Annotated in this window: 15 protein-coding genes; 7 read left to right on the top strand and 8 right to left on the bottom strand. The window is 63.9% G+C overall.

Translation table 11 applies throughout. The features are described 5' to 3' along the window. Positions 1 to 40: 40 nt before the first annotated feature. A complete protein-coding gene (locus I6F35_RS30500; protein WP_225121340.1) occupies positions 41 to 634 on the bottom strand; it encodes a DUF1080 domain-containing protein in 594 nt (197 codons plus the stop codon). A 183-nt stretch (positions 635 to 817) separates the two neighbouring features. On the opposite strand from I6F35_RS30500, the gene I6F35_RS30495 reads away from it, so the two are divergent. The 3 genes from I6F35_RS30495 (at position 818) to I6F35_RS30485 (ending at position 2024) form a co-directional block, all read left to right on the top strand. Further along, positions 818 to 1321 carry a cupin domain-containing protein gene (locus I6F35_RS30495; RefSeq protein WP_225121339.1) on the top strand — a complete coding sequence of 168 codons (504 nt, stop codon included), beginning with the start codon at positions 818 to 820 and terminating at the stop codon, positions 1319 to 1321. A gap of 67 nt (positions 1322 to 1388) precedes the next feature. After that, a complete protein-coding gene (locus I6F35_RS30490) occupies positions 1389 to 1628 on the top strand; it encodes a DUF2171 domain-containing protein (protein ID WP_028168725.1) in 240 nt (79 codons plus the stop codon). A 54-nt stretch (positions 1629 to 1682) separates the two neighbouring features. Next, on the top strand, positions 1683 to 2024 hold the full coding sequence (locus tag I6F35_RS30485) for a hypothetical protein (protein ID WP_225121338.1): 342 nt from the start codon (positions 1683 to 1685) through the stop codon (positions 2022 to 2024). On the opposite strand, the gene I6F35_RS30480 is transcribed toward I6F35_RS30485, so the two are convergent. Then, positions 1998 to 5561 carry an EAL domain-containing protein gene (locus I6F35_RS30480; protein WP_225121337.1) on the bottom strand — a complete coding sequence of 1188 codons (3564 nt, stop codon included), beginning with the start codon at positions 5559 to 5561 and terminating at the stop codon, positions 1998 to 2000. The two genes, I6F35_RS30485 and I6F35_RS30480, sit on opposite strands and share 27 nt — an antisense overlap. Positions 5562 to 5920: 359 nt before the next feature. Here I6F35_RS30480 and I6F35_RS30475 point away from each other — a divergent pair, with 359 nt between their 5' ends. Genes I6F35_RS30475 through I6F35_RS30465 form a run of 3 tightly spaced genes read left to right on the top strand, consistent with a single transcriptional unit; the run spans position 5921 to position 9152 of the window. Beyond that, positions 5921 to 6970 carry an Ldh family oxidoreductase gene (locus I6F35_RS30475; protein ID WP_225121336.1) on the top strand — a complete coding sequence of 350 codons (1050 nt, stop codon included), beginning with the start codon at positions 5921 to 5923 and terminating at the stop codon, positions 6968 to 6970. Between the two features lie 16 nt (positions 6971 to 6986). Then, a complete protein-coding gene (locus I6F35_RS30470) occupies positions 6987 to 8354 on the top strand; it encodes an LLM class flavin-dependent oxidoreductase (RefSeq protein WP_225121335.1) in 1368 nt (455 codons plus the stop codon). Positions 8355 to 8366: 12 nt separating this feature from the next. After that, entirely contained in the window at positions 8367 to 9152 is a 786-nt protein-coding gene (locus I6F35_RS30465) for a fumarylacetoacetate hydrolase family protein (RefSeq protein WP_225121334.1), read from the top strand. 120 nt (positions 9153 to 9272) lie between these two features. On the opposite strand, the gene I6F35_RS30460 is transcribed toward I6F35_RS30465, so the two are convergent. After that, positions 9273 to 9752: an Lrp/AsnC family transcriptional regulator gene (locus I6F35_RS30460; RefSeq protein WP_225121333.1), complete on the bottom strand. Its 480-nt coding sequence runs from the start codon at positions 9750 to 9752 to the stop codon at positions 9273 to 9275. 150 nt (positions 9753 to 9902) lie between these two features. Here I6F35_RS30460 and I6F35_RS30455 point away from each other — a divergent pair, with 150 nt between their 5' ends. Continuing rightward, a complete protein-coding gene (locus I6F35_RS30455; protein WP_225121332.1) occupies positions 9903 to 13325 on the top strand; it encodes an indolepyruvate ferredoxin oxidoreductase family protein in 3423 nt (1140 codons plus the stop codon). A gap of 22 nt (positions 13326 to 13347) precedes the next feature. Here the strand turns inward: I6F35_RS30455 and I6F35_RS30450 are convergent, their stop codons facing one another. The 5 genes from I6F35_RS30450 to I6F35_RS30430 all read right to left on the bottom strand — a co-directional run bounded on the left by I6F35_RS30450 (position 13348) and on the right by I6F35_RS30430 (position 18829). Further along, positions 13348 to 14847 carry a sodium:solute symporter family protein gene (locus tag I6F35_RS30450; RefSeq protein ID WP_225121331.1) on the bottom strand — a complete coding sequence of 500 codons (1500 nt, stop codon included), beginning with the start codon at positions 14845 to 14847 and terminating at the stop codon, positions 13348 to 13350. A gap of 16 nt (positions 14848 to 14863) precedes the next feature. Then, complete coding sequence (locus I6F35_RS30445) at positions 14864 to 15040, bottom strand: DUF3311 domain-containing protein (RefSeq protein ID WP_225121330.1); 177 nt, start codon at positions 15038 to 15040, stop codon at positions 14864 to 14866. Positions 15041 to 15275: 235 nt separating this feature from the next. Beyond that, positions 15276 to 16493, bottom strand: coding sequence for an acyltransferase (locus I6F35_RS30440; RefSeq protein ID WP_225121329.1), 1218 nt, complete (start codon positions 16491 to 16493; stop codon positions 15276 to 15278). Continuing rightward, positions 16490 to 17764: a serine hydrolase domain-containing protein gene (locus I6F35_RS30435; protein WP_225121328.1), complete on the bottom strand. Its 1275-nt coding sequence runs from the start codon at positions 17762 to 17764 to the stop codon at positions 16490 to 16492. The genes I6F35_RS30440 and I6F35_RS30435 overlap by 4 nt, the downstream gene beginning before the upstream one ends. A 153-nt stretch (positions 17765 to 17917) precedes the next feature. Beyond that, a complete protein-coding gene (locus I6F35_RS30430) occupies positions 17918 to 18829 on the bottom strand; it encodes a LysR family transcriptional regulator (RefSeq protein WP_225121327.1) in 912 nt (303 codons plus the stop codon). Positions 18830 to 18938: the final 109 nt, after the last annotated feature.

Here is an 18938-nt window from a genome sequence, read left to right as displayed (position 1 = left end):
ACCCTGCCCTCCCGCTTTCAGGGGAAGGGAGCGCGCGTTGCTACAGCGGCTTGATCTGCACGTTCCGGAACTTGACCACGCCCGAGCCATATTGAAGCGCGATCGGACCGCTCGCGTGTGTCTTGTCCTGCACGTCGACGGTCTTCTGCCCGTTGAGCACCACGACGAGATGCGGTCCCTGCGCCGTGATCTCATAGGTGTTCCATTTGCCCGCCGCCTTGGGCATCGGGTTGACCTTGCCGAGATCGACGATTGCGCCGGTGCCGTAGGTCGGATCGGGCCGCTTGTCGAAGATATTGACCTCGTAGCAGACCTTGGAGTCGATGGTCTTGTTGGTGTCGCAGCGGATGAAGATGCCGCTGTTGGCGTCCTCGTCGGTCCAGAACTCGGCCTTGATCTGGAAGTCCTTGTAGGAATTCTTGCTGACGAGATAGGACAGGTCCTTGCCGTCGAGCTTGTCGGCAACCAGCGCGCCGTCCTTCAAGGTCCAGTTCGCCTTGCCGACCTCGTCCCAGTCGCCCTTGTTGGTGCCGTCGACCAGCGTGATCCAGCCGTCGCCCTCGGCGGAAGCGAGATTGGAGGACAGAGCGGCGCCGATCAGAAGACCGGCCGCAAGCGTCCACACATGTTTCATGAAAAGCATCCTCCCGATGTTGTTTTGATTGGGCGCGCAAACTAATCACCGTCGCGCACGGGCGTAAATCGATTTCGATGCTGCAGTTGCGTTGTGCGAGAAACCGCGCATCCGCCGATCACACATGCGTGCGCGCATCTTGTCCGCTACGAGCGCTCCCGAATAGCATTGAGAGCAACAGAGATGGACGAGCCCAATGTCTATCCGAAAACGGAGGAAGTCATGATCGTCAGCGTCTGGCGTTACCTTGCAATCCCGCTTGCGCTCGCCGCCACGCTGAGCATCGGCTCCGCCGCCGAGCTCAATCCCGCCGCCGTCGTCTATAAATTGCCCGACCAGATCCCCTGGGGGCCGGTGGACACGCACGGCGCGCAGAACGCCGTGGTGGTCGGTGATCCGACAAAGCCGGGCTTCTACATGGTCTACACCAAGTGGACCAAGGGCAACCATTTCAGCCACCCGCATTTCCATCCGAACGACCGTTACATCGTCGTGCTGAAAGGTACCTGGTGGGTCGGATCGGGAGCGAAATTCGATCCGGACAAGGGCACCGTGGCGATGCCGGCGGGCAGTTTCGTCACCCACTATGGCAAGCGGGTCCATTGGGACGGTGCCAAGGACGAGGACGCCGTGCTCCTGATCATGGGCGAGGGACCGGCGACCGCGACGGAGGTGGCCGAGAAGTGATTTCGTGGGAGGGGCACCTTTGCGGCCACCAAGCGTTCATCTCCGCAAACATTGAAGGAGATGGAACATGGCAATGGCCGCAGAGATCAAGGAACATATGGACGTCATCTCGTCGGACCGGAAGACGGTCGGAAAGGTCGATCATCTCGAAGGAACCGACAAGATCAAGCTCACCAAGCAGAGCTCGCCCGATGGGCAGCACCATCACTTCATTCCGCTGTCCTGGGTCGACCATGTCGACCAGCATGTCCATCTGAACAAGACGGGCACCGAGGTGACCACGCACTGGCAGCACGGCCGGCAATAGACTTTGCGCCTGCCGTCGAGGCGGATATTATCGGGAGCAGAACAGAGGATCCCGATGCATCCCGCCGCGAAACTGCAATTCAAGCGTATCGTCGACGAATACGGACGCTGGCGCGCCATTCCGGAAAGTGAACGGCCGCCGGCGCCGGCGTGGTGGTGGGGGCCGGCATTCGAACTGCGCGATTGCGCCGTGGAGTTGCCAGCGGAGTGGAGCATGCGGCTCCGCCTTGCGAGCGGCGCAACTTACGCAGCGGGTGCCGCCGTGCTGCTGAAATCACTCGCCGGCCAGTCCAATCTGCCGTGGCCTTATGATTTTTCGCGCAAGGTGCAATCGACGGATTCCGACGTGCGCGACCTGCATGTGCAGCCATCAGATGACAGCGCGTTTCCGCCCTAGATCCGAGGCGGCCTGATCGTCCGCGGCATGATCTACGGGCTGCAGCGGCGGCGAGGCAAGTGCCGGCGCGGCGCACAGCAACTCGGCGAGTTCGCGGGGCGGAAGCGGCTTGCTGAGCAGATAGCCCTGCATCTCGTCGCAGCCATGGTCGCGCAGGAAGCGCTCCTGCTCGGTCGTCTCCACGCCCTCGGCGATCACGGTCATGCCGAGCGCCTTGCCCATGCTGATGATGGCCTGCGCGATCGCCTGGTCCTCGCTGTCGCGGGCGAGATCGCGCACGAAGGAACGGTCGATCTTGATGGTGTCAATTGGGAACTGCTTCATCAGCGACATCGACGAATAGCCGGTGCCGAAATCGTCGATCGCCAGGCGAATGCCGCGGCTCTGAATCGCATCCAGCACCCTGACCGCCCGCGGCACGTTGCGCATCACCACGCTTTCGGTGACCTCGAGCTGCAGCAGCGCCGGCGACATCCCGCTTGAGCGTAGCGCCTCGTCGACGTCCTGCAACAGATGCTCGTCGGCGAATTGGCGCGGCGAGAGATTGACCGCCATCGTCACCGGCCGCAAGCCGCGGCGCTGCCAGGCGATGTTCTGCGCACAAGCTTCGTTCAGCACCCAGCGTCCGATCGGCACGATCAGCCCGATCTCCTCCGCGAGCGGGATGAACTGAGCCGGCGCGATCTGCCCGAGATCGGGATGGGTCCAGCGCAGCAGCGCTTCGACGCCGGTGATCTGGCCGCTCGCGATGTCGATCTTCGGCTGGTAATGGAGCGAGAACTGATCGCGCTCCAGCGCGCGGCGCAAGGCATTCTCCAGCGTCAGACGCTCGATCGACTGCGCCTTGATCTCCTTGGAGTGGAAACGGAAGCCGTTCTTGCCGTCCTCCTTGGCGAGATACATCGCCATGTCTGCGTTCTTGGTCAGCGTCTTGGCGTCCGAACCGTCAGCAGGATACATCGCGATGCCGATCGAGGCCGTGGTGTGGCATTCGTGTCCGCTCAGTTGCAGCGGCTGGCTGAGCGCCGACAACAGGCTCTCGGCGATCGTTTCGACATCGGCGCGCTCGGTCTCTTCCAGGATCACAACGAATTCATCGCCGCCGAGGCGGGCGATGACGTCGCTCGAACGCAAGGTCCCGCGCAGCCGGTCGGCGATCTTGACGAGCAGCAGGTCGCCGGCATCGTGGCCAAGCGAATCGTTGATGACCTTGAAACGGTCGAGATCGATGAACAGCAGCGCAAACTGACGCTGATGGCGGCTGGCCACCTCGATGGCGTGGCGCAGCAATTCGTTGAAGGTTTCCCGGTTGGGCAAGCGCGTCAGGCCGTCATGCGAGGCGAGATATTCGATCCGCTCGTCGGCCCTCGCCTTCTCGTCGGCGCGATCGAAATTCTCCAGCGCGAACGAGACATTCTCGGCGAGACGTCGCAACAGCCCGATCAGCTCGGGGCTGAAGGCGCCGATCTCGCTGGAGAGGAAGATGATGGCGCCGATCGGCTTGCCGTGCTTGAGCAGCGGAAATGCGGCGCCGGAGCGGGTGCCGGCATCGCGCAGGACCTGATAGAATGGACTCGAAGCGCCGAAATCGCCGAGATAGTCGTTGCTGATGCAGGGTTTCCGGGTTCGGAACGCGATGCCGGTGAGGCTCCGCCCTTCGGGATGCGCCGCATTGATGGAGAGGCGCACGTTGAACGCGCGCTCCCGATCGGGACCGGCCGAAGCGACGTTTTCCAGATAATCGTCACCCGGCCGTTCCAGCGCGATCGCGGTGGAGGTGAAATTGCCGCCAACGACCGCTGCCTCGCAGACCAGATGGAACAGCTCGGTCCGCGACTTCGCCCGCATGATCGCTTCGTTGGTGGCGCTCAGCGCCGCGAACATCCGCGTCAGCCGCTCCTTCTGATCCTCGGTCCTCGCCTTCTCGTCGGCGCGCTCGAAGCTGCCGAGCGCGAACGACACGTTGTCAGCCAGCCGCTGCAGCAATTCAGCGAACTCGGCGGTAAAGGTGTCGCGTTCGGAGGAGATGAAGAGCATCACACCGGCCGGCTCACCGTCGACGAACAACGGAAACGCTGCGCCCGATCGTGCTCCCTCGCGTTCGATGATGTCCCGGAACGCGTTGCCCGCAACGTCCTTCAGGAAATTGTTGTTGATGCTGGCCTGCCTGGAGCGGAACGCCGTCCCGCAAAGGCCGCGCCCTTCCGGAACGGCCTCGTTGATCGATACTTTGAGCTTGCGGGCGTTCTCGGATGTCGGTCCCCCGGTCGCCGCCATCTCGAGATAATCGCTGCCGGGCGTGACCAGGAAGATGCTGGTCGAGTTGAACCTGGCGCCCATGCCGGCCGCCTGGCACACCAGCGCGAACATCTCCTCTCGCGACCTCGCCCGCATGATCGCTTCGTTGGTCGCGCTCAGCGCCGCGAACATTCGTGACAATCGATCCTTCTGCCGGTCGGCCCTGGCCTTTTCATCGGCGCGTTCGAAATTGTCGAGTGCCACCGACACGTTCTCGGCGATCCGCGCCATCAGCGCCACGATCTCTTCATCCGCCGCCCATGACCTGCCGACAAAGAACAGCAGGACGCCGATGCTCTTGCCGAACTTGGTCAGGGGAACCGCGATGCAGGCCATGACGCCGACGTCGCGCCCCACCTGTCGCCACGGACCATCGGACTTCGGGATGTCGTTGTTGATGCACGGCCGCTGGGTCCGGAACGCCTGCCCGCAGACGCCCTTGCCGTAGATGTTGTCGGGATCGGTCGAAAAGCGCGTTTGCGTGATCAGCTCGATTGCGTCGCCAGTGCCGGCGACCGGCTCGAGCCAATGGGTGTCAGGCTCGGCGAGCAGGACCACGGCGGCAACGGATTTCCCGCTGTGAACGGCGGCGTCGCAGACGCGCTGGTAGAGGTCGTGCTCGGTCTTGGCACGAAGGATCGCCTCGTTGGTGGCGCTGATGGCGCCGAACATCTGGTTGAGGCGGCGCATCGCCCGCTCGCTGCTCTTGCGCGTGCGCTCATGCTCGAAATTGTCCAGCGCAAACGAAACGTTCGCGGCCATGCGCGCCAGCAGCGAGACGAGTTCGTCGCCGAGCGATCCGACCTCGCGCCGGGTGACAAGGAAGACGCCGACGCTGCGGCCATTGCAGATCAGCGGCATTGCCGCCGCCGCGGCGACCTCGCCGGTGCGAGCGCCGGCGCGCCAGGCGAGCGAGCGCGGATCATTCAGATAGTCGTTGCTGATACAAGCCTGCTGGTCGCGGAACGCCTGTCCGCACACCCCGCTGCCCTCGGGGGTATTGGCAATGATCGAGATGTCGATGCCGCGCAGCCGCGCGACATCCTCGCCGAAGCCGACCGCAAGGCGGAGCCGGCTGGTATCGGCATCCAGCAAGAACACCGCTGTCGCCAGAAAGTCGCCGCTGGAAAAAGCGGCTTCGCAGATCTTGGCGTACAGTTCCTCCGGCGATTTGGCGTACAGGATCGCTTCGTTGGTGGCGTTCAACGCCGCGAAGGTACCCCTGATGGTCTGCTCCAAGCGATCAACTCCCTGCGGCCGGTCTCGGCCGGCCCCGCGGGACTTTATGCGAAGCGGAGACCTAAGTGGACGTTAGGAACAGCTATAAGTTGCGAGTCAAAGTAAATGTCGGGCGAATAAAGTCGGACAGAACCCGGAAAAATTACCGGTTTGTTGACGATTTTTTACGTCGCGGGCGCCACGGAAATCGCCCGCGAGCGCTGACGGTTCCCCCGACATAAGACCGTTGCCTTGAAAAGCCGCGTTAACGTCATGGCGGATCGGACATTCTGGTGTTGCTCGTCGCCCGCCGCTTTGAGACCATGCCGCACCACGAATAAGACCCGCCGCGTGCGCGGGCTTCAATCCGAGGAAATCCCATGCCGACCGTCCATGCCGATCGTCTCACCCGCATCGGTGCGGCGCTGCTACGTGGCGCCGGCGCGTCCGAGGAGGAAGCCCAGGCGGTCGCGGTCGGCTGCGTCAACGCCAATCTCGCCGGCCATGACTCGCACGGGATCATCGCGGTCCCGACCTATATCGACCGCATCAAGGCCGGACATATCGTGCCCGGCGCGACATGGACCATCGTCCAGGAATCGCCGACCACGACCGTGATCGACGGCAATTGGGGTTTTGGCTTCCACGTCAATGCCAGGGCGATGGAATTGACGATCGCCAAGGCACGGACCGCGAATGTCGCCGCCTGCACCGTGTTCCGGCAGAGCCACGTGGGACGGCTCGCGCACTATCCGCTGATGGCGATGCGCGAAGGCATGATCGGCATCGCCACCGCCGATTCCGGCCGCTCGCCAAAACATGTCGCGCCGTTCGGCGGCCGCGAGGCACGGCTCGGCACCAACCCGATCTCGATCGCGGTGCCGTCCGAGCTCGAGGCGCCGTTCTATCTGGACATGGCGACCTCGGCGGTCGCGGTCGGCAAGATCCAGCTCGCGGTTGCGCGCGGCGAACGGATTCCGAACGGCTGGATCATCGACGCCGAAGGCCGCCACACCACCGACCCGGCGGACTATAAGGGCGGTGCGCTGCTGCCGCTCGGCGGCAGCGAGGGCTACAAGGGCTCTGGCCTGGCGGCGATGGTGGAAGTCCTATGCGGTCTGCTCACCGGGCTGGGATTCGGCGTCGAGCCGACCGGGCGACACAATGACGGATGCTTCATGGCGGTGTTCAATGTCGCCGCCTTCCGCCCGCTGCAGGATTTCAAGCGCGAGGTCGCCGAGTTCGCGCGCTACCTGAAATCGACGCCGCCCTCGGAAGGAAGTCCGGGCGTGTTCTATCCCGGTGAGGTCGAGTTTCTGCGCGAACAGGAACGCCGGAGGAACGGCATCGAGATCGAGGATGCGACCTGGGACAAGCTCCGCGCGCTTGCCGGCGAGTACGGGCTTACGAAACAACTCGATCTGGCGTGAGACGGGGGATAGCGGCATGACACGGCAAATGGCACTGGTCGGCTTCCTGCAGGCGCAGAACTGCACCAATCTGCCGGGCTCCTGGCGCCATCCCGAATCGCGCGACGACTCGATGTCGGCGGATTACTACCAGGAGATCGCGCGGATGCTCGAGGCCGGCAAATTCCACATGGCGTTCTTCGACGACCGCCTGGCGATGCCGGACCGCTACGGCAACGATCACGCCCATACTGTCGAATACGGCATCCGCTGCGTGAAGATGGACCCGGTCATCGTGCTGACCACGATGGGGATGGTCACCGAGAAGCTCGGCCTCGCCTCCACCTGCTCGACCACCTATTACGAGCCGTTCGACGTCGCGCGCCGCTTCGCCACCCTCGACCTCATGACCGGCGGCCGCGCCGGCTGGAACGTGGTGACCTCGGTCAATGACGGCGAAGCGCTCAACATGGGCCGCGCCCAGCACCTCGAGCATGATTTGCGCTATGACCGCGCCGACGAGTTCATGGAGGTCGTGCTCGGCCATTGGGATTCCTGGGAGGACGGCTCACTCATCATCGACAAGAAAAGCGGCCGCTTCGCCGATCCGACCAAGGTGAAGCGGCTCGATCACGACGGAAAGTTCTTCAAGTCGCGCGGACCCTTCACGGTGCCGCGCTCGCCGCAGGGCCATCCCGTCATCATCCAGGCCGGCGCTTCCGGCCGCGGCCAGCGCTTTGCCGGGCGCTGGGGCGAGGTGATCTTCACCGCCGCGCGCAATCTTGCGAGCGCCAAGCAGGGCTATGAGGCGATCCGGAGCGAGGCCGCAAAGGCTGGCCGCGATCCCGACCAGATGTTCCTCTGCAACCTGACGACGCCGGTCTGCGGTGCGACCAAGGCCGAGGCGGAAGACCGGATGGCGGAGATCCAGAAGCTGCCGCTGGAGATCGACGCGCTGTCGCTGCTCGCCGAGGGACTGAATTTCGATTTCGGCGCCAAGGGTATCGACGAGCCGCTGACGACGGAGGAACTGCAGGGCATGCAAGGCATGCTCGGCATCCGCGACGGCGTGCTGAAAACCTCCGGCAAGACCAACCCGACCACGCGCGACTTCATCACCTTCTCCGGCCGTGGCCTGGTGCAGGATGCGATCGTCGGCGGGCCAAAGGAAATCGCCGACCGGCTGGAGGAGATGTTCGTCGGGCGCGGCTGCGACGGTTTTGTCATCGCGGCGAGCTATGTACCCGGTTCCTACGCGGATTTCGTCCGGCATGTCGTTCCGGAACTGCAGCGGCGCGGGCTCTTCCACCGCAACTACGCCGGCAAGACGCTGCGCGAGAATCTCGGCCTGCCCCGTCCGGCGGCCGGCGCCTGGAAAACCTCGCCGCGGATTGCGGCCGAATAAGAGAGAAGATCGATGCGCTGGCTCAAATTCACCGCCCGGGGAAAAACCTCCTGGGGCATTGTCGAAGGCGACCGAGTGATCGGCGTGGATGGCGATCCCTTCGGCGAATGGCAGCGTACCGCGCAGGCGCATCCGCTTGGTGAAGTAAAGATCGAGCTGCCGCTGATCCCGCGCACCTTTTATTGCGTCGGGCTCAATTATCTGAAGCACCTGAAGGAAGCCGCCGACAAGCGCGGCGAGATTCCGGCCGTGCCTGACCGGCCCGAGATCGGCTACCGCGCCCAGAACGCGCTGATCGCCCATGACGAAGACGTGGTGATCCCGGCGACCGCAACGGAGAAGATCCACTACGAAGGCGAGCTCGTGGTCGTCATCGGCAAGAAGGCAAAGCACCTCGATCCGTCAAACGCAATGTCTTGCGTGTTCGGCTACACCATCGGCAATGACGTCAGCGAGCGCAGTTGGCAGAAGGCCGACCGCGGGCTGTGGCGTTCCAAGAACGCCGACACCTTCAAGCCGATGGGCCCATGGATCGAGACCGATGTCGATCTCGACAACATGGAGACGGTGGTGCGGGTCAACGGCAAGGAGACCAACCGCTTCCGCACCAACGACATGATCTTCGGCATCGTCCCCTTCATTGTCGAATTGACGAAATATTTCACGCTGTGGCCAGGTGACGTGATCTGGATGGGCACCGACGGCGCGTCGCCGGACCTGAAGGCGGGTGACGTGGTCGAGATCGACATCACCGGCATCGGCACACTTCGCAACCGGTTCGTGAGAGAAAACTTCTGAACTTGTAGCCGGGTGAAGCGGAACGCGTAACCCGGGGTCGCTCGCAAATGCGGACGCGGATGTCCCGGGCTAAGCTGACGCTTCACCCGGGCTACCGCATAGCGTCCGCCGCTCGTTCACCTAATCCTTGCGCGGCCGCCTGGTATCGAACGGCAACGCGACGCCGGTCTTGATCTCCTTCAGGATCATGTTGGTGCGGACATAGCGGATGCCGGGCACGCGGAACATGAACTCGTCGAGGAACTGGTTATAGGCGTGGATGTCGCGCACCACGACGCGCAGGTGATAGTCGGCGTCTCCCGTGGTCGCGAAACATTCCAGGACTTCGCTGCGCCGTTTCACCCGCGCCACGAACTCGTCGACGAATTTCGCGTCATGCCGCTCCAGCGAGACGTGAAGGATCGCCGACGTCGCAAAGCCGGCGCGCTCACGCTCCACCAGCGCTGCATAGCCGGAGATCACACCGGATTCTTCCAGGGCGCGCACGCGGCGCCAGCACGCAGAGGTCGACATGCCGACCGCATCGGCAAGCTCCTGATTGGTCGCGCGTCCGCTCTTCTGCAACTCGGCGAGGATGCGTTCGTCCTGCTCTTCGACCATGAGCGCGCCTCCATTTGGTAGATTTTACCGATATCATCCTATATCACGAATGTTTTTACCGAAATAGTCGACGCCGCGGGATGAATAGGTAATTCCTACCAGGCGGCCGGGATTACCGTTGGCGGACTCGAATCCGATGCGAGGCCGGCCATGGACGCCATTCCCTCCCTCGACACCTACCAGCTTTCCGACCGCTACGAACGCGACGACGGCCGCGTCTTCCTCACGGGCACGCAGGCGATCGTCCGCATCGTGCTCGACCAGGCCAAGCGCGACCGCACCGCGGGGCTGGATACCGCCGGCTTCATCTCCGGCTATCGCGGCTCGCCGCTCGGCGGTGTCGACCTCGAACTCTGGCGCATCGCCGATCGCCTCAAGTCGGAGCGCATCGAATTCCTGCCCGCGGTCAACGAGGATCTCGCGGCAACCGCGGTGCTCGGCTCGCAGCAGGTCGAGACCCAGCCCGATCGCACCGTGCAGGGCGTGTTCGGCCTCTGGTACGGCAAGGGCCCGGGCGTCGATCGTTCCGGCGATGCGCTCAAACATGGCAACGCCTATGGCTCGTCGCCGCATAGCGGCGTGCTTGTCGTCGCGGGCGACGATCATGGCTGCGTCTCCTCCTCGATGCCGCACCAATCCGATGTTGCCTTCATGAGCTGGTTCATGCCGACACTGCATCCGGCGAGCGTCGCCGAATATCTCGAATTCGGCGAATACGGCTATGCGCTGAGCCGCTTTTCCGGCATGTGGGTCGGCTTCAAGGCGATCTCGGAGATCGTCGAGTCAGGCGCCTCCGTCGCGCTGCGCCCGCCCCGCATCTTCCGCATGCCCGATTTTGCGCCGCCGCCCGGCGGCCTGCACTATCGCTGGCCGGATCTGCCCGGCCCGCAGATCGAGGAGCGGCTGGAAGCCAAGAAGCACGCGGTCTACGCCTTTGCCAAAGCCAACCCGATCGACCGCCACATCTACGACATCCCGCACGCGACCTACGGCATCGTCACGACAGGCAAGGCGCATCTCGATCTGATGGAAGCGCTGCGGCTGATGGGCCTTGACGAGACCGCCTGCCGCCGCCTCGGCATCGACATCTACAAGGTCGGCATGGTCTGGCCGCTGGCGCTGCACGATGCGATGGAGTTCGTGAAGGATAAGCGTGAGATCCTGGTGGTGGAGGAAAAGCGCGGCATCATCGAAAGCCAGTTCAAGGAATATTTCTACGACTATCCGGGCGCGAAGCCGGAGCGGATGGTCGGCAAGCATGACGAGACCGGCGCGCGCCTGATCTCATGGATCGGTGAACTATCGCCACGCGCGCTCGCCGACGTGCTGGCGCGACGCCTCGACCCGATGTTTCCCGGCCTCGATCTTGCGAAACGTGCTGCGGCACTCGCGCCCGACGCGCAGCGTGTCATCGCCGTCGCGGGCGCGACCCGCACGCCCTATTTCTGTTCAGGATGCCCGCACAACACCTCGACCAAAGTGCCGGAGGGATCCAAGGCGCTTGCCGGCATCGGCTGCCATTTCATGGCGAGCTGGATGGACCGCGAGACGTCGTCCCTGATCCAGATGGGCGGCGAAGGCGTCAACTGGGCGGCATCGTCGCGTTTCACCGGCAACAAGCACATCTTCCAGAATCTCGGCGAAGGCACCTATTATCACTCCGGCTCGATGGCGATCCGGCAGGCGATCGCGGCCGGCGCCAACATCACCTACAAGATCCTGTTCAACGATGCTGTCGCCATGACCGGCGGCCAGCCGGTCGACGGCCCCGTGACCGTACACGCCATCGCCCATAGCGTCCGCGCCGAAGGCGTCGCGCGCATCGCGCTGGTCTCGGACGCTCCCTCGCAGTTTGCGCCGGCCGATTTTCCTGTCGGCGTCACCATCCATCCGCGCGAGGAGATGGATGCTGTGCAGCGCGAGCTGCGCGACATCCCCGGCGTCTCCGTGCTGATCTACCAGCAGACCTGCGCCACCGAAAAGCGCCGCCGGCGCAAGCGCGGCCAGATCGAGGATCCGCCGCGCTTTGCCTATATCAACGACCTCGTCTGCGAAGGCTGCGGCGACTGCTCGGTCGAATCGAACTGCCTCAGCGTCGAGCCGAGGGAGACGCCGTTCGGCCGCAAGCGCCGCATCAATCTCTCCACCTGCAACAAGGATTTCTCCTGTCTCAACGGCTTCTGCCCGAGCTTTGTCACGATCGAAGGCGCCAGGCGCCGAACGAAGCCTGCAAGCAGCATCGATCCACAAGAACGCGCCGCCATGCTGCCGCTGCCGGCGCTCTCACCGCTCGATCGCCCGTATGATCTGCTGGTGACCGGCGTCGGCGGCACCGGCGTCATCACGGTCGGTGCGCTGATCAGCATGGCCGCGCATCTCGAGCGGCGCGGCGTCTCGGTGCTGGATTTTACCGGCTTTGCGCAGAAATTCGGACCCGTGCTGAGCTACATCCGTATCGCAGCCCAGCCGGACGAACTGCACCAGGTCCGCATCGACCAGGGCGCGGCGGATGCGCTGATCGGCTGCGATATAGTCGTCAGTTCCTCCGCCAAGGCGTCGGGTACCTATCGGAAAGGCATGCGCGCCGTGCTCAACACCGCGGAGATGCCGACCGGCGACGTCGTGCGCTTCCGCGATGCCGACCTCGCTGCATCAGCTCGCGTGCACGCGATCGACAACGTGATCGGCTGCGGCCATCTGAGAACGATCGATGCGAATGCGCTGGCCGAGCGGCTGCTTGGCGACAGCGTTTATGCCAACATCATCATGCTCGGCTTCGCCTGGCAGCAGGGACTGGTCCCGGTCTCTCTCGCCGCGCTGCTCCGCGCCATCGAGCTCAACGGCGTCGCCGTCCAGCGCAACAAGGAGGCCTTGGCCTGGGGACGCATCGCCAGCGCCGATCCGAACGACTTGCCCGGCACGGACAATGTGAGAACGATCGAAGCGGAAACGCTCGATCAGGTGATTACGCATCGCGCCGACTTTCTGACGGCCTACCAGGACGCGGCTTATGCCGCGCGCTATCGGAAGACGGTGGCGCGTGTGCGCGATGCCGAGGCCGCGCTCGGAACCGAGGCGGTAACGGACGCGGTCGCGCGCGCTCTGTTCAAGCTGATGGCCTACAAGGACGAGTATGAGGTGGCGCGGCTTCACATGGAGACCGGCTTCCTCGATGAACTGCGCCAGCAGTTCGAGGGCGACTTCTCGGTGCGATATCATCTGGCGCCGCCGTTCCTGCCGGCCAAGAAGGACGCGCGGGGACGACCGCGCAAGCGCACGTTTGGTCCGTGGATCAGGATGCCAATGAGAGCTCTGGCGCGGCTGAAGACGCTGCGCGGCACGCGGTTCGACGTGTTCGGTTACACCGCCGAGCGCCGCGCTGAGCGCGACCTGATCGCCTGGTATGAGGGGCAGATCGATAGCCTGCTCGGCCGGCTCGATGCACAGCGCCTGCCTGACATCGTCGCAATCGCCAGGGCGCCGATGGAGATCCGCGGCTACGGCCCCGTGAAGGACGCCGCAATCGCCAGGGTGAAGGCGGAGGTCGCGCGCCTCTCGGCGCAGCTCGCGTGAGCTGCGCCGATTCGCAATGGGCTCAGGATCGCGCCGGCGCGTCCCGTTCAGCCGCCGGCGACAGCCAGGTCACCACCACCGTCGCGATCGCAGCGACGGCGATGTTGAGGATCAGCGCGCCGAGGCCGACATAGAAGGTATGGCTGCCGCCACCGAAGCTGATCGTCGCCAGCGGCTTCAACCCGTTGCTCCACGCCGTCCATGATCCCCAGCCGATGCCGGCCGCCCAGCCGAGCAGCAATCCCTCGGCGCGGAACCAGCGCGTGAACAGGCTGAACACCAGCGACGGCAGGATCTGCATGATCCACAGGCCGCCGAGCAGTTGCAGGTCGAGCGCATACTGCGTCGGCAGGAACAGGATGAAGGCCAGCGCACCGACCTTCACCACCAGCGAAGCGATCTTCGCCACCGAGGCCTCGCCGGCATGGGTGATGTCCGGGTTGACGTAGGACTTCCAGATGTTGCGCGTGAAGAGATTGGCGGCACCTATGCTCATCACCGCCGCCGGCACCAGCGCGCCGATCGCGATCGCCGAGAACGCGAAGCCGGCAAACCAGGACGGGAACAACATCTTGAACAGCATCGGCACCACGTCGTTCGGCGAGGACACCTGGATGTGCGCGGCATAGGCCATGTAGCCGAGCAGCGCGATCAATCCGAGCAGCAGCGTATAGGCCGGCAGCAGGATCGCGTTCTTGCGGATGGTGTCGGCCGATTTGGAGGCGAAGATGCCGGTCAGCGTATGCGGATACATGAAGGCCGCCAGTGCCGAGCCGAGCGCCAGTGTGGCATAGGCCAGCATCTGCTCGGGCTTCAGGATCAGGCCGGTGGCGCCGCCCTTCGCCCTGAAGGCGTCGTTGGCGGCGGAGAACACCGCCCCATAGCCGCCGAGCTTCGCCGGCACCACCACGACCGCCACCAGCACGACGATATAGATCATCACGTCCTTGACGAAGGCGATCAGCGCCGGCGCGCGCAGGCCGGAACTGTAGGTATAGAGCGCGAGGATGACGAAGGCGGCGACGATCGGCAGTTCGCCGGTCAACCCCATCGCCTTGATCACGACGCCCATGCCGATCAGTTGCAGCGCGATATAGGGCATCGTCGCGACGATGCCGGTGAGCGCGACCACCAATTCGAGCGGGCGCGAGTCATGGGTGCCATGCACGACGTCGGCGGCGGTGACGTAGCCCTTGGCGTGCGCCACTTTCCACAGGATCGGCATCACCGCGAACACGAAGGGATAGACGATGATGGTGTAGGGCAGCGCGAAGAAGCCATAGGCGCCGACCGCATAAACCAGCGCCGGCACCGCGATCACGGTGTAGGCGGTGTAGAAGTCGCCGCCGACCAGGAACCAGGTGATCCAGGTGCCGAATTGCCGGCCGCCGAGGCCCCATTCATCGAGATGCTCGCTGACGGCGCCGGATTTCCAGCGCGCCGCCATGAAGCCCATGATTGTCACGAGAGCAAAGAAGAAGACGAAGACGGACAGCGAGGTCCATTCGATCTGATCAGCCATGACGCGCGCGTTCCCTTCAGGCTTCGTCAGGCTTGCGGCTGCGATACACCAGCCAGATCAAGAGCGAGGTAATCGGCACCCAGGCGAGTTGGTACCAGTAGAAGAAAGGAAAGCCGAACAGCGACGGCTCCATGAAATTATAGAAAGGTACCCACAACAGGCCGACAAACGGCAGCAGCAACAAGATTCGCATCACCGACTCCAGACCGGCCGGCGATCTATTCCGGCCTCAGTTTGCGAAACCGTCTAGCCAGCGGATCGGCGCCGAACCAAGCACATTTCGGCATTGCTGCGTTGCGTGAGCGGAGCGCCGGTTCACGTCTCACGAGGCTCGTAACCCGGGTGGAGCGCCAGCGTAACCCGGGGCCGCTCGGAAACGCGGATGCAGGTGTCCCGGGTTGCGCGTTCCGCTCCACCCGGGCTACGGGCTAGATCGTCCGAGCCACGATCGGGATCCTGCGCAGCGCCGCCGTCAGCGCCCAGCTCGCGGCAAGCGTGCCGGCGAACACGATCGCCGCTTTGACGCCGGCCGGCCATGTATAGTCGTACACCAGGTATTGCAGGTAGATGATGAAGATGTAGTGCACGAGAAAGATGCCGTAGGCTGACGGCCGCATCGCATCGAGCAGGGATAATCTGGCCTTTGCGAAACGCAGGAAGATCGCCGGCAGCGCGAACGCCATCGCTGCGCTGAACAGCGCGAAGGCAAAGGCGTAAGCGACCTCCCACCACGAGGGCGGATGATTGAAATCCATCCAGTTATGGTGCGCGTAGACCAGGAGCAGGATCGCGCCGTAGAACGCCAGCGCGTAGCCGAGCCACAGCGACCAGCGCTTTGCCACTTCGCCGTCCTCCGCGAAAATGCCCGTGCGCAGGCTGATCATGCCGATGGCGACGCCGGTGAAGAAATAGGCGGCATAAAGCAAGATGCGGCTGGTCTGGATCGGCAACGGATAGCCGCCCGGCTCGAGCCAGCTCGCATCACCGAAGATCAGCCGCATCGGCACGTAGGAGACGAGCGAGACCACCAGGAATGCGGCGAATGCGGTCATCGGCCGGTCGCGCACGGCGAGGATCGCCTGGCCCAGGCCCTTGAGCAGCCGCGGCACAAGCGACCACACGACCATAGTGAGAATGTTGAGCGCGAGCAGCACCCACAGGAACCATGCCGGTCCCGACGGCCACGGGCCGACCGTCAGCGTGCGCCACCAGAAATGGAAGAAGTTGAAATCGGTCGTGCCCGGCAGGTGATAGCGCAGGAAGGTCGGATAATAGGCGATCGGCATCAGCACGAAGATCGAGACCAGATAGGGAATGCCGAGCCGCCAGGCGCGGCGGGCGATGAAGTCCGCGCCGCCCCGGCGCGCCAGGCTGTCGTGCACGAACAGGCCCGAGATCAGGAACATGCAGGCCATGAAGAAACTGTCGTTGAACAGGACGACCAGATCGAAACCGAGCCAGCGCGCCCTGTCGCCGCTGCCGAAATAAGTGTAGTTCACTACCGAATGGTGGATCACCACGAGCAGCGTGATGAAGGTGCGCGCGCGGTCGAGCGCGACGATCCGGGCCGTCGCAATTGCGCATTGATCGGTTCCTTGGGTCTTGCGCAGCATCGGGGCTTCCGGCTCGAGCTTCTGTTCGATCACTTCTCGAACGCATCATAGACGATCTTCTTGACGTTGACCTCAACGTGCCATCGCCCCGACGGCGCGTTCAGGAGCAGCACAAAGAACATGTCCTGCAGCGGGTCGACGACGATATAGGCGCCGGACGCGCCGTCCCACTTGATCTCGCCGGGCGAGCCGGGCGGCGGCGGCACGGCGTGGCCGGCATCGGTGCGGATCCCGAAGCCGTAGCCGAAGCCAAAGCCGTCACCGGGATAATAGAAATAGTTTCGGGCCACGCCCGATCCCGGCCCGATATGATCGGTCGTCATCGCCTTGAAGGTTTTCGGGCCGAGGATGGTCTTGCCGTCCAGCGTGCCGCCATTGAGCAGCATCTGGCCGTAGCGCGCCATGTCGGCAACCGTCGAGACCAGCCCGCCGCCGCCGGATTCCCAGCGCGTGACATCGAGCGAATTGCGCTCGATGCGCTCGTCGCTGCGCAGCCGCCTTGCATAGCGGGCGCGCTCCGCCGGCTCGGTCAGGAAATATTTGGTCGTGGTCATGCCGAGCGGCTCGAACAACGCCGTCTTCTCAAATTCATAGAGCGATTGGCCGGAGGCGACCTCGATGACGCGGCCGAGCACGTCGATCGAATGGCCGTAGTCCCACAGCGTGCGTGGCTGCTCGGCGAGCGGCAATTTCGCGATCCGCTCGGCGAATTCGGCATTGTCGAAATCGCCGAGATAGATGCCGTCATAGGCCGCCTTCACCAGCCCCGCGCCATAGAAGCCGTAAGTGATGCCCGAGGTGTGCAACAACAGGTCCTCGATCGTGACCGGACGAACCAGCGGCACCAGATCGAGCACCGGGCGGCCCGTCTCGTCCTTGCGCTCGACGCCGACCTTCATGTTGGCGAAGGAGGGAATGTATTTGCTGACGGGATCGTCGAGCGCGATCTTGCCGCGGTCGACCAGGATCATCGCCGCCACGCTGGTGACCGTCTTCGTCACCGAATGCAGCGGAAAGATCGTGTCCGTGGTCATGTCGATGTTCGCTTCGACGTCGCGCTTGCCGAAGCATTTGAAATAGATCGGCTTGCCATGCCGCTGGATCAGCAGCACCGCGCCGGGAATCTTTCCGGTCGCGCTCTGCTCGGCGAGGAAGTCGTCGAGACGCGAGAGCTTTTCCATCGACAGCGGCGCATTCGGCGGAGGCCCGAAGGCTACGGCCGGCAGGGGCGCGATCAGGCAGGCAAGCATCGCGGCAAGCGGCGCCATGGTTCGGCGCAATGACGCCCGCTTCAGCGCAAACATGCTGCTCCCTCCTGCCCTGTAGTATCTGGCAATTTATTGGATTGCGGCGCGCTGCGCCATCATCTCGTTACGAATCGTGATGCGCGAACGGGCAAATACGAAAAGAAATTGTGGGGTGGGCAAAGCGTAGCGTGCCCACCCTGCGCGCCGCAATCACGAATACGGATCGATCAGCTTCTGCTGCTCGGCACTGTGGGTGACCAGCATGTCGATGAAGGTCCGCACCTTCGCCGACAAATGATGGCGGTGCGGGTAGACTGCGTTCATCGAAAGCTCGACCGGCCGGTATTCCGGCAACAGCCGCACCAGCCGCCCGGCTTCGAGATCGCCGTGAACCATGAAGCCGGCGGCAAGGCAGATGCCGGCACCCTGCAGCGCCGCCATGCGCAGCGCCTCACCGCTGTTGGTGATGAACCGGCCAGAGACCTTCACCGATGCCGGCGCGCCGCCACGATCGATGAACCGCCACTCGTCCTGATAGGGATAGTTGACATGGCGGACGCAATCGCGCTCGGTGAGCTCGGCAAGCTCACGCACCGCTCCGTGCCGTTCGAGATAGTCGTGCGAGCAGCACAGCACGTGCCGCCAAGTGGCGAGGCTGCGCACGATCAGGCTTGAATCCGGGGGAAGCGTCATGCGCACGGCGATGTCGAAACCTTCGTCGATCATGTCGACGGTGCGCTCGCCCATCGAGAGATCGACCCTGACCTCCGGATAGGTCTTCAGGAATTCGGCGACGACCGGCGCGACATACGGCACCGTATGCGTATGGGTGTAGACGCGCAGCGTGCCGCGCGGCGTCGAATGCAGCGCGCCGGCAATGTCGTCGGCCTGTTCGATATCGGCGAGGATCTGGACGCAGCGGTCGTAATAGGCGCGCCCCACCTCGGTGAGGCTCACCTTCCGCGTGGTGCGATTGAGCAGACGCACGCCGAGCCGGTCCTCCAGCGCCTGGATGTGGTTGCTGACCATGGTCGTCGACATGTTGAGGCGGCGCCCGGCGGCCGAAAAGCCGCCGCTATCCACCACCCGGACAAAGGCCGTCAGGCTGGTCAAGCGATCCATGCGCGAGCCCGATTATTTGCTCTCACTGAATAATCCTTCCAATTTTTGCGGGATTATCACGGCGCCGGAGACATCGCATCTATCCCCTCGGATTTGGCGCCCTCCCGCC

The sequence above is a fragment of the Bradyrhizobium sp. BRP22 genome, assembly GCF_020194175.1.
In the GTDB taxonomy this organism is placed as follows: Bacteria; Pseudomonadota; Alphaproteobacteria; order Rhizobiales; family Xanthobacteraceae; genus Bradyrhizobium.
Note: the sequence above shows the minus strand (reverse complement) of the source record. Positions and strands in the feature narration are given on the sequence as shown.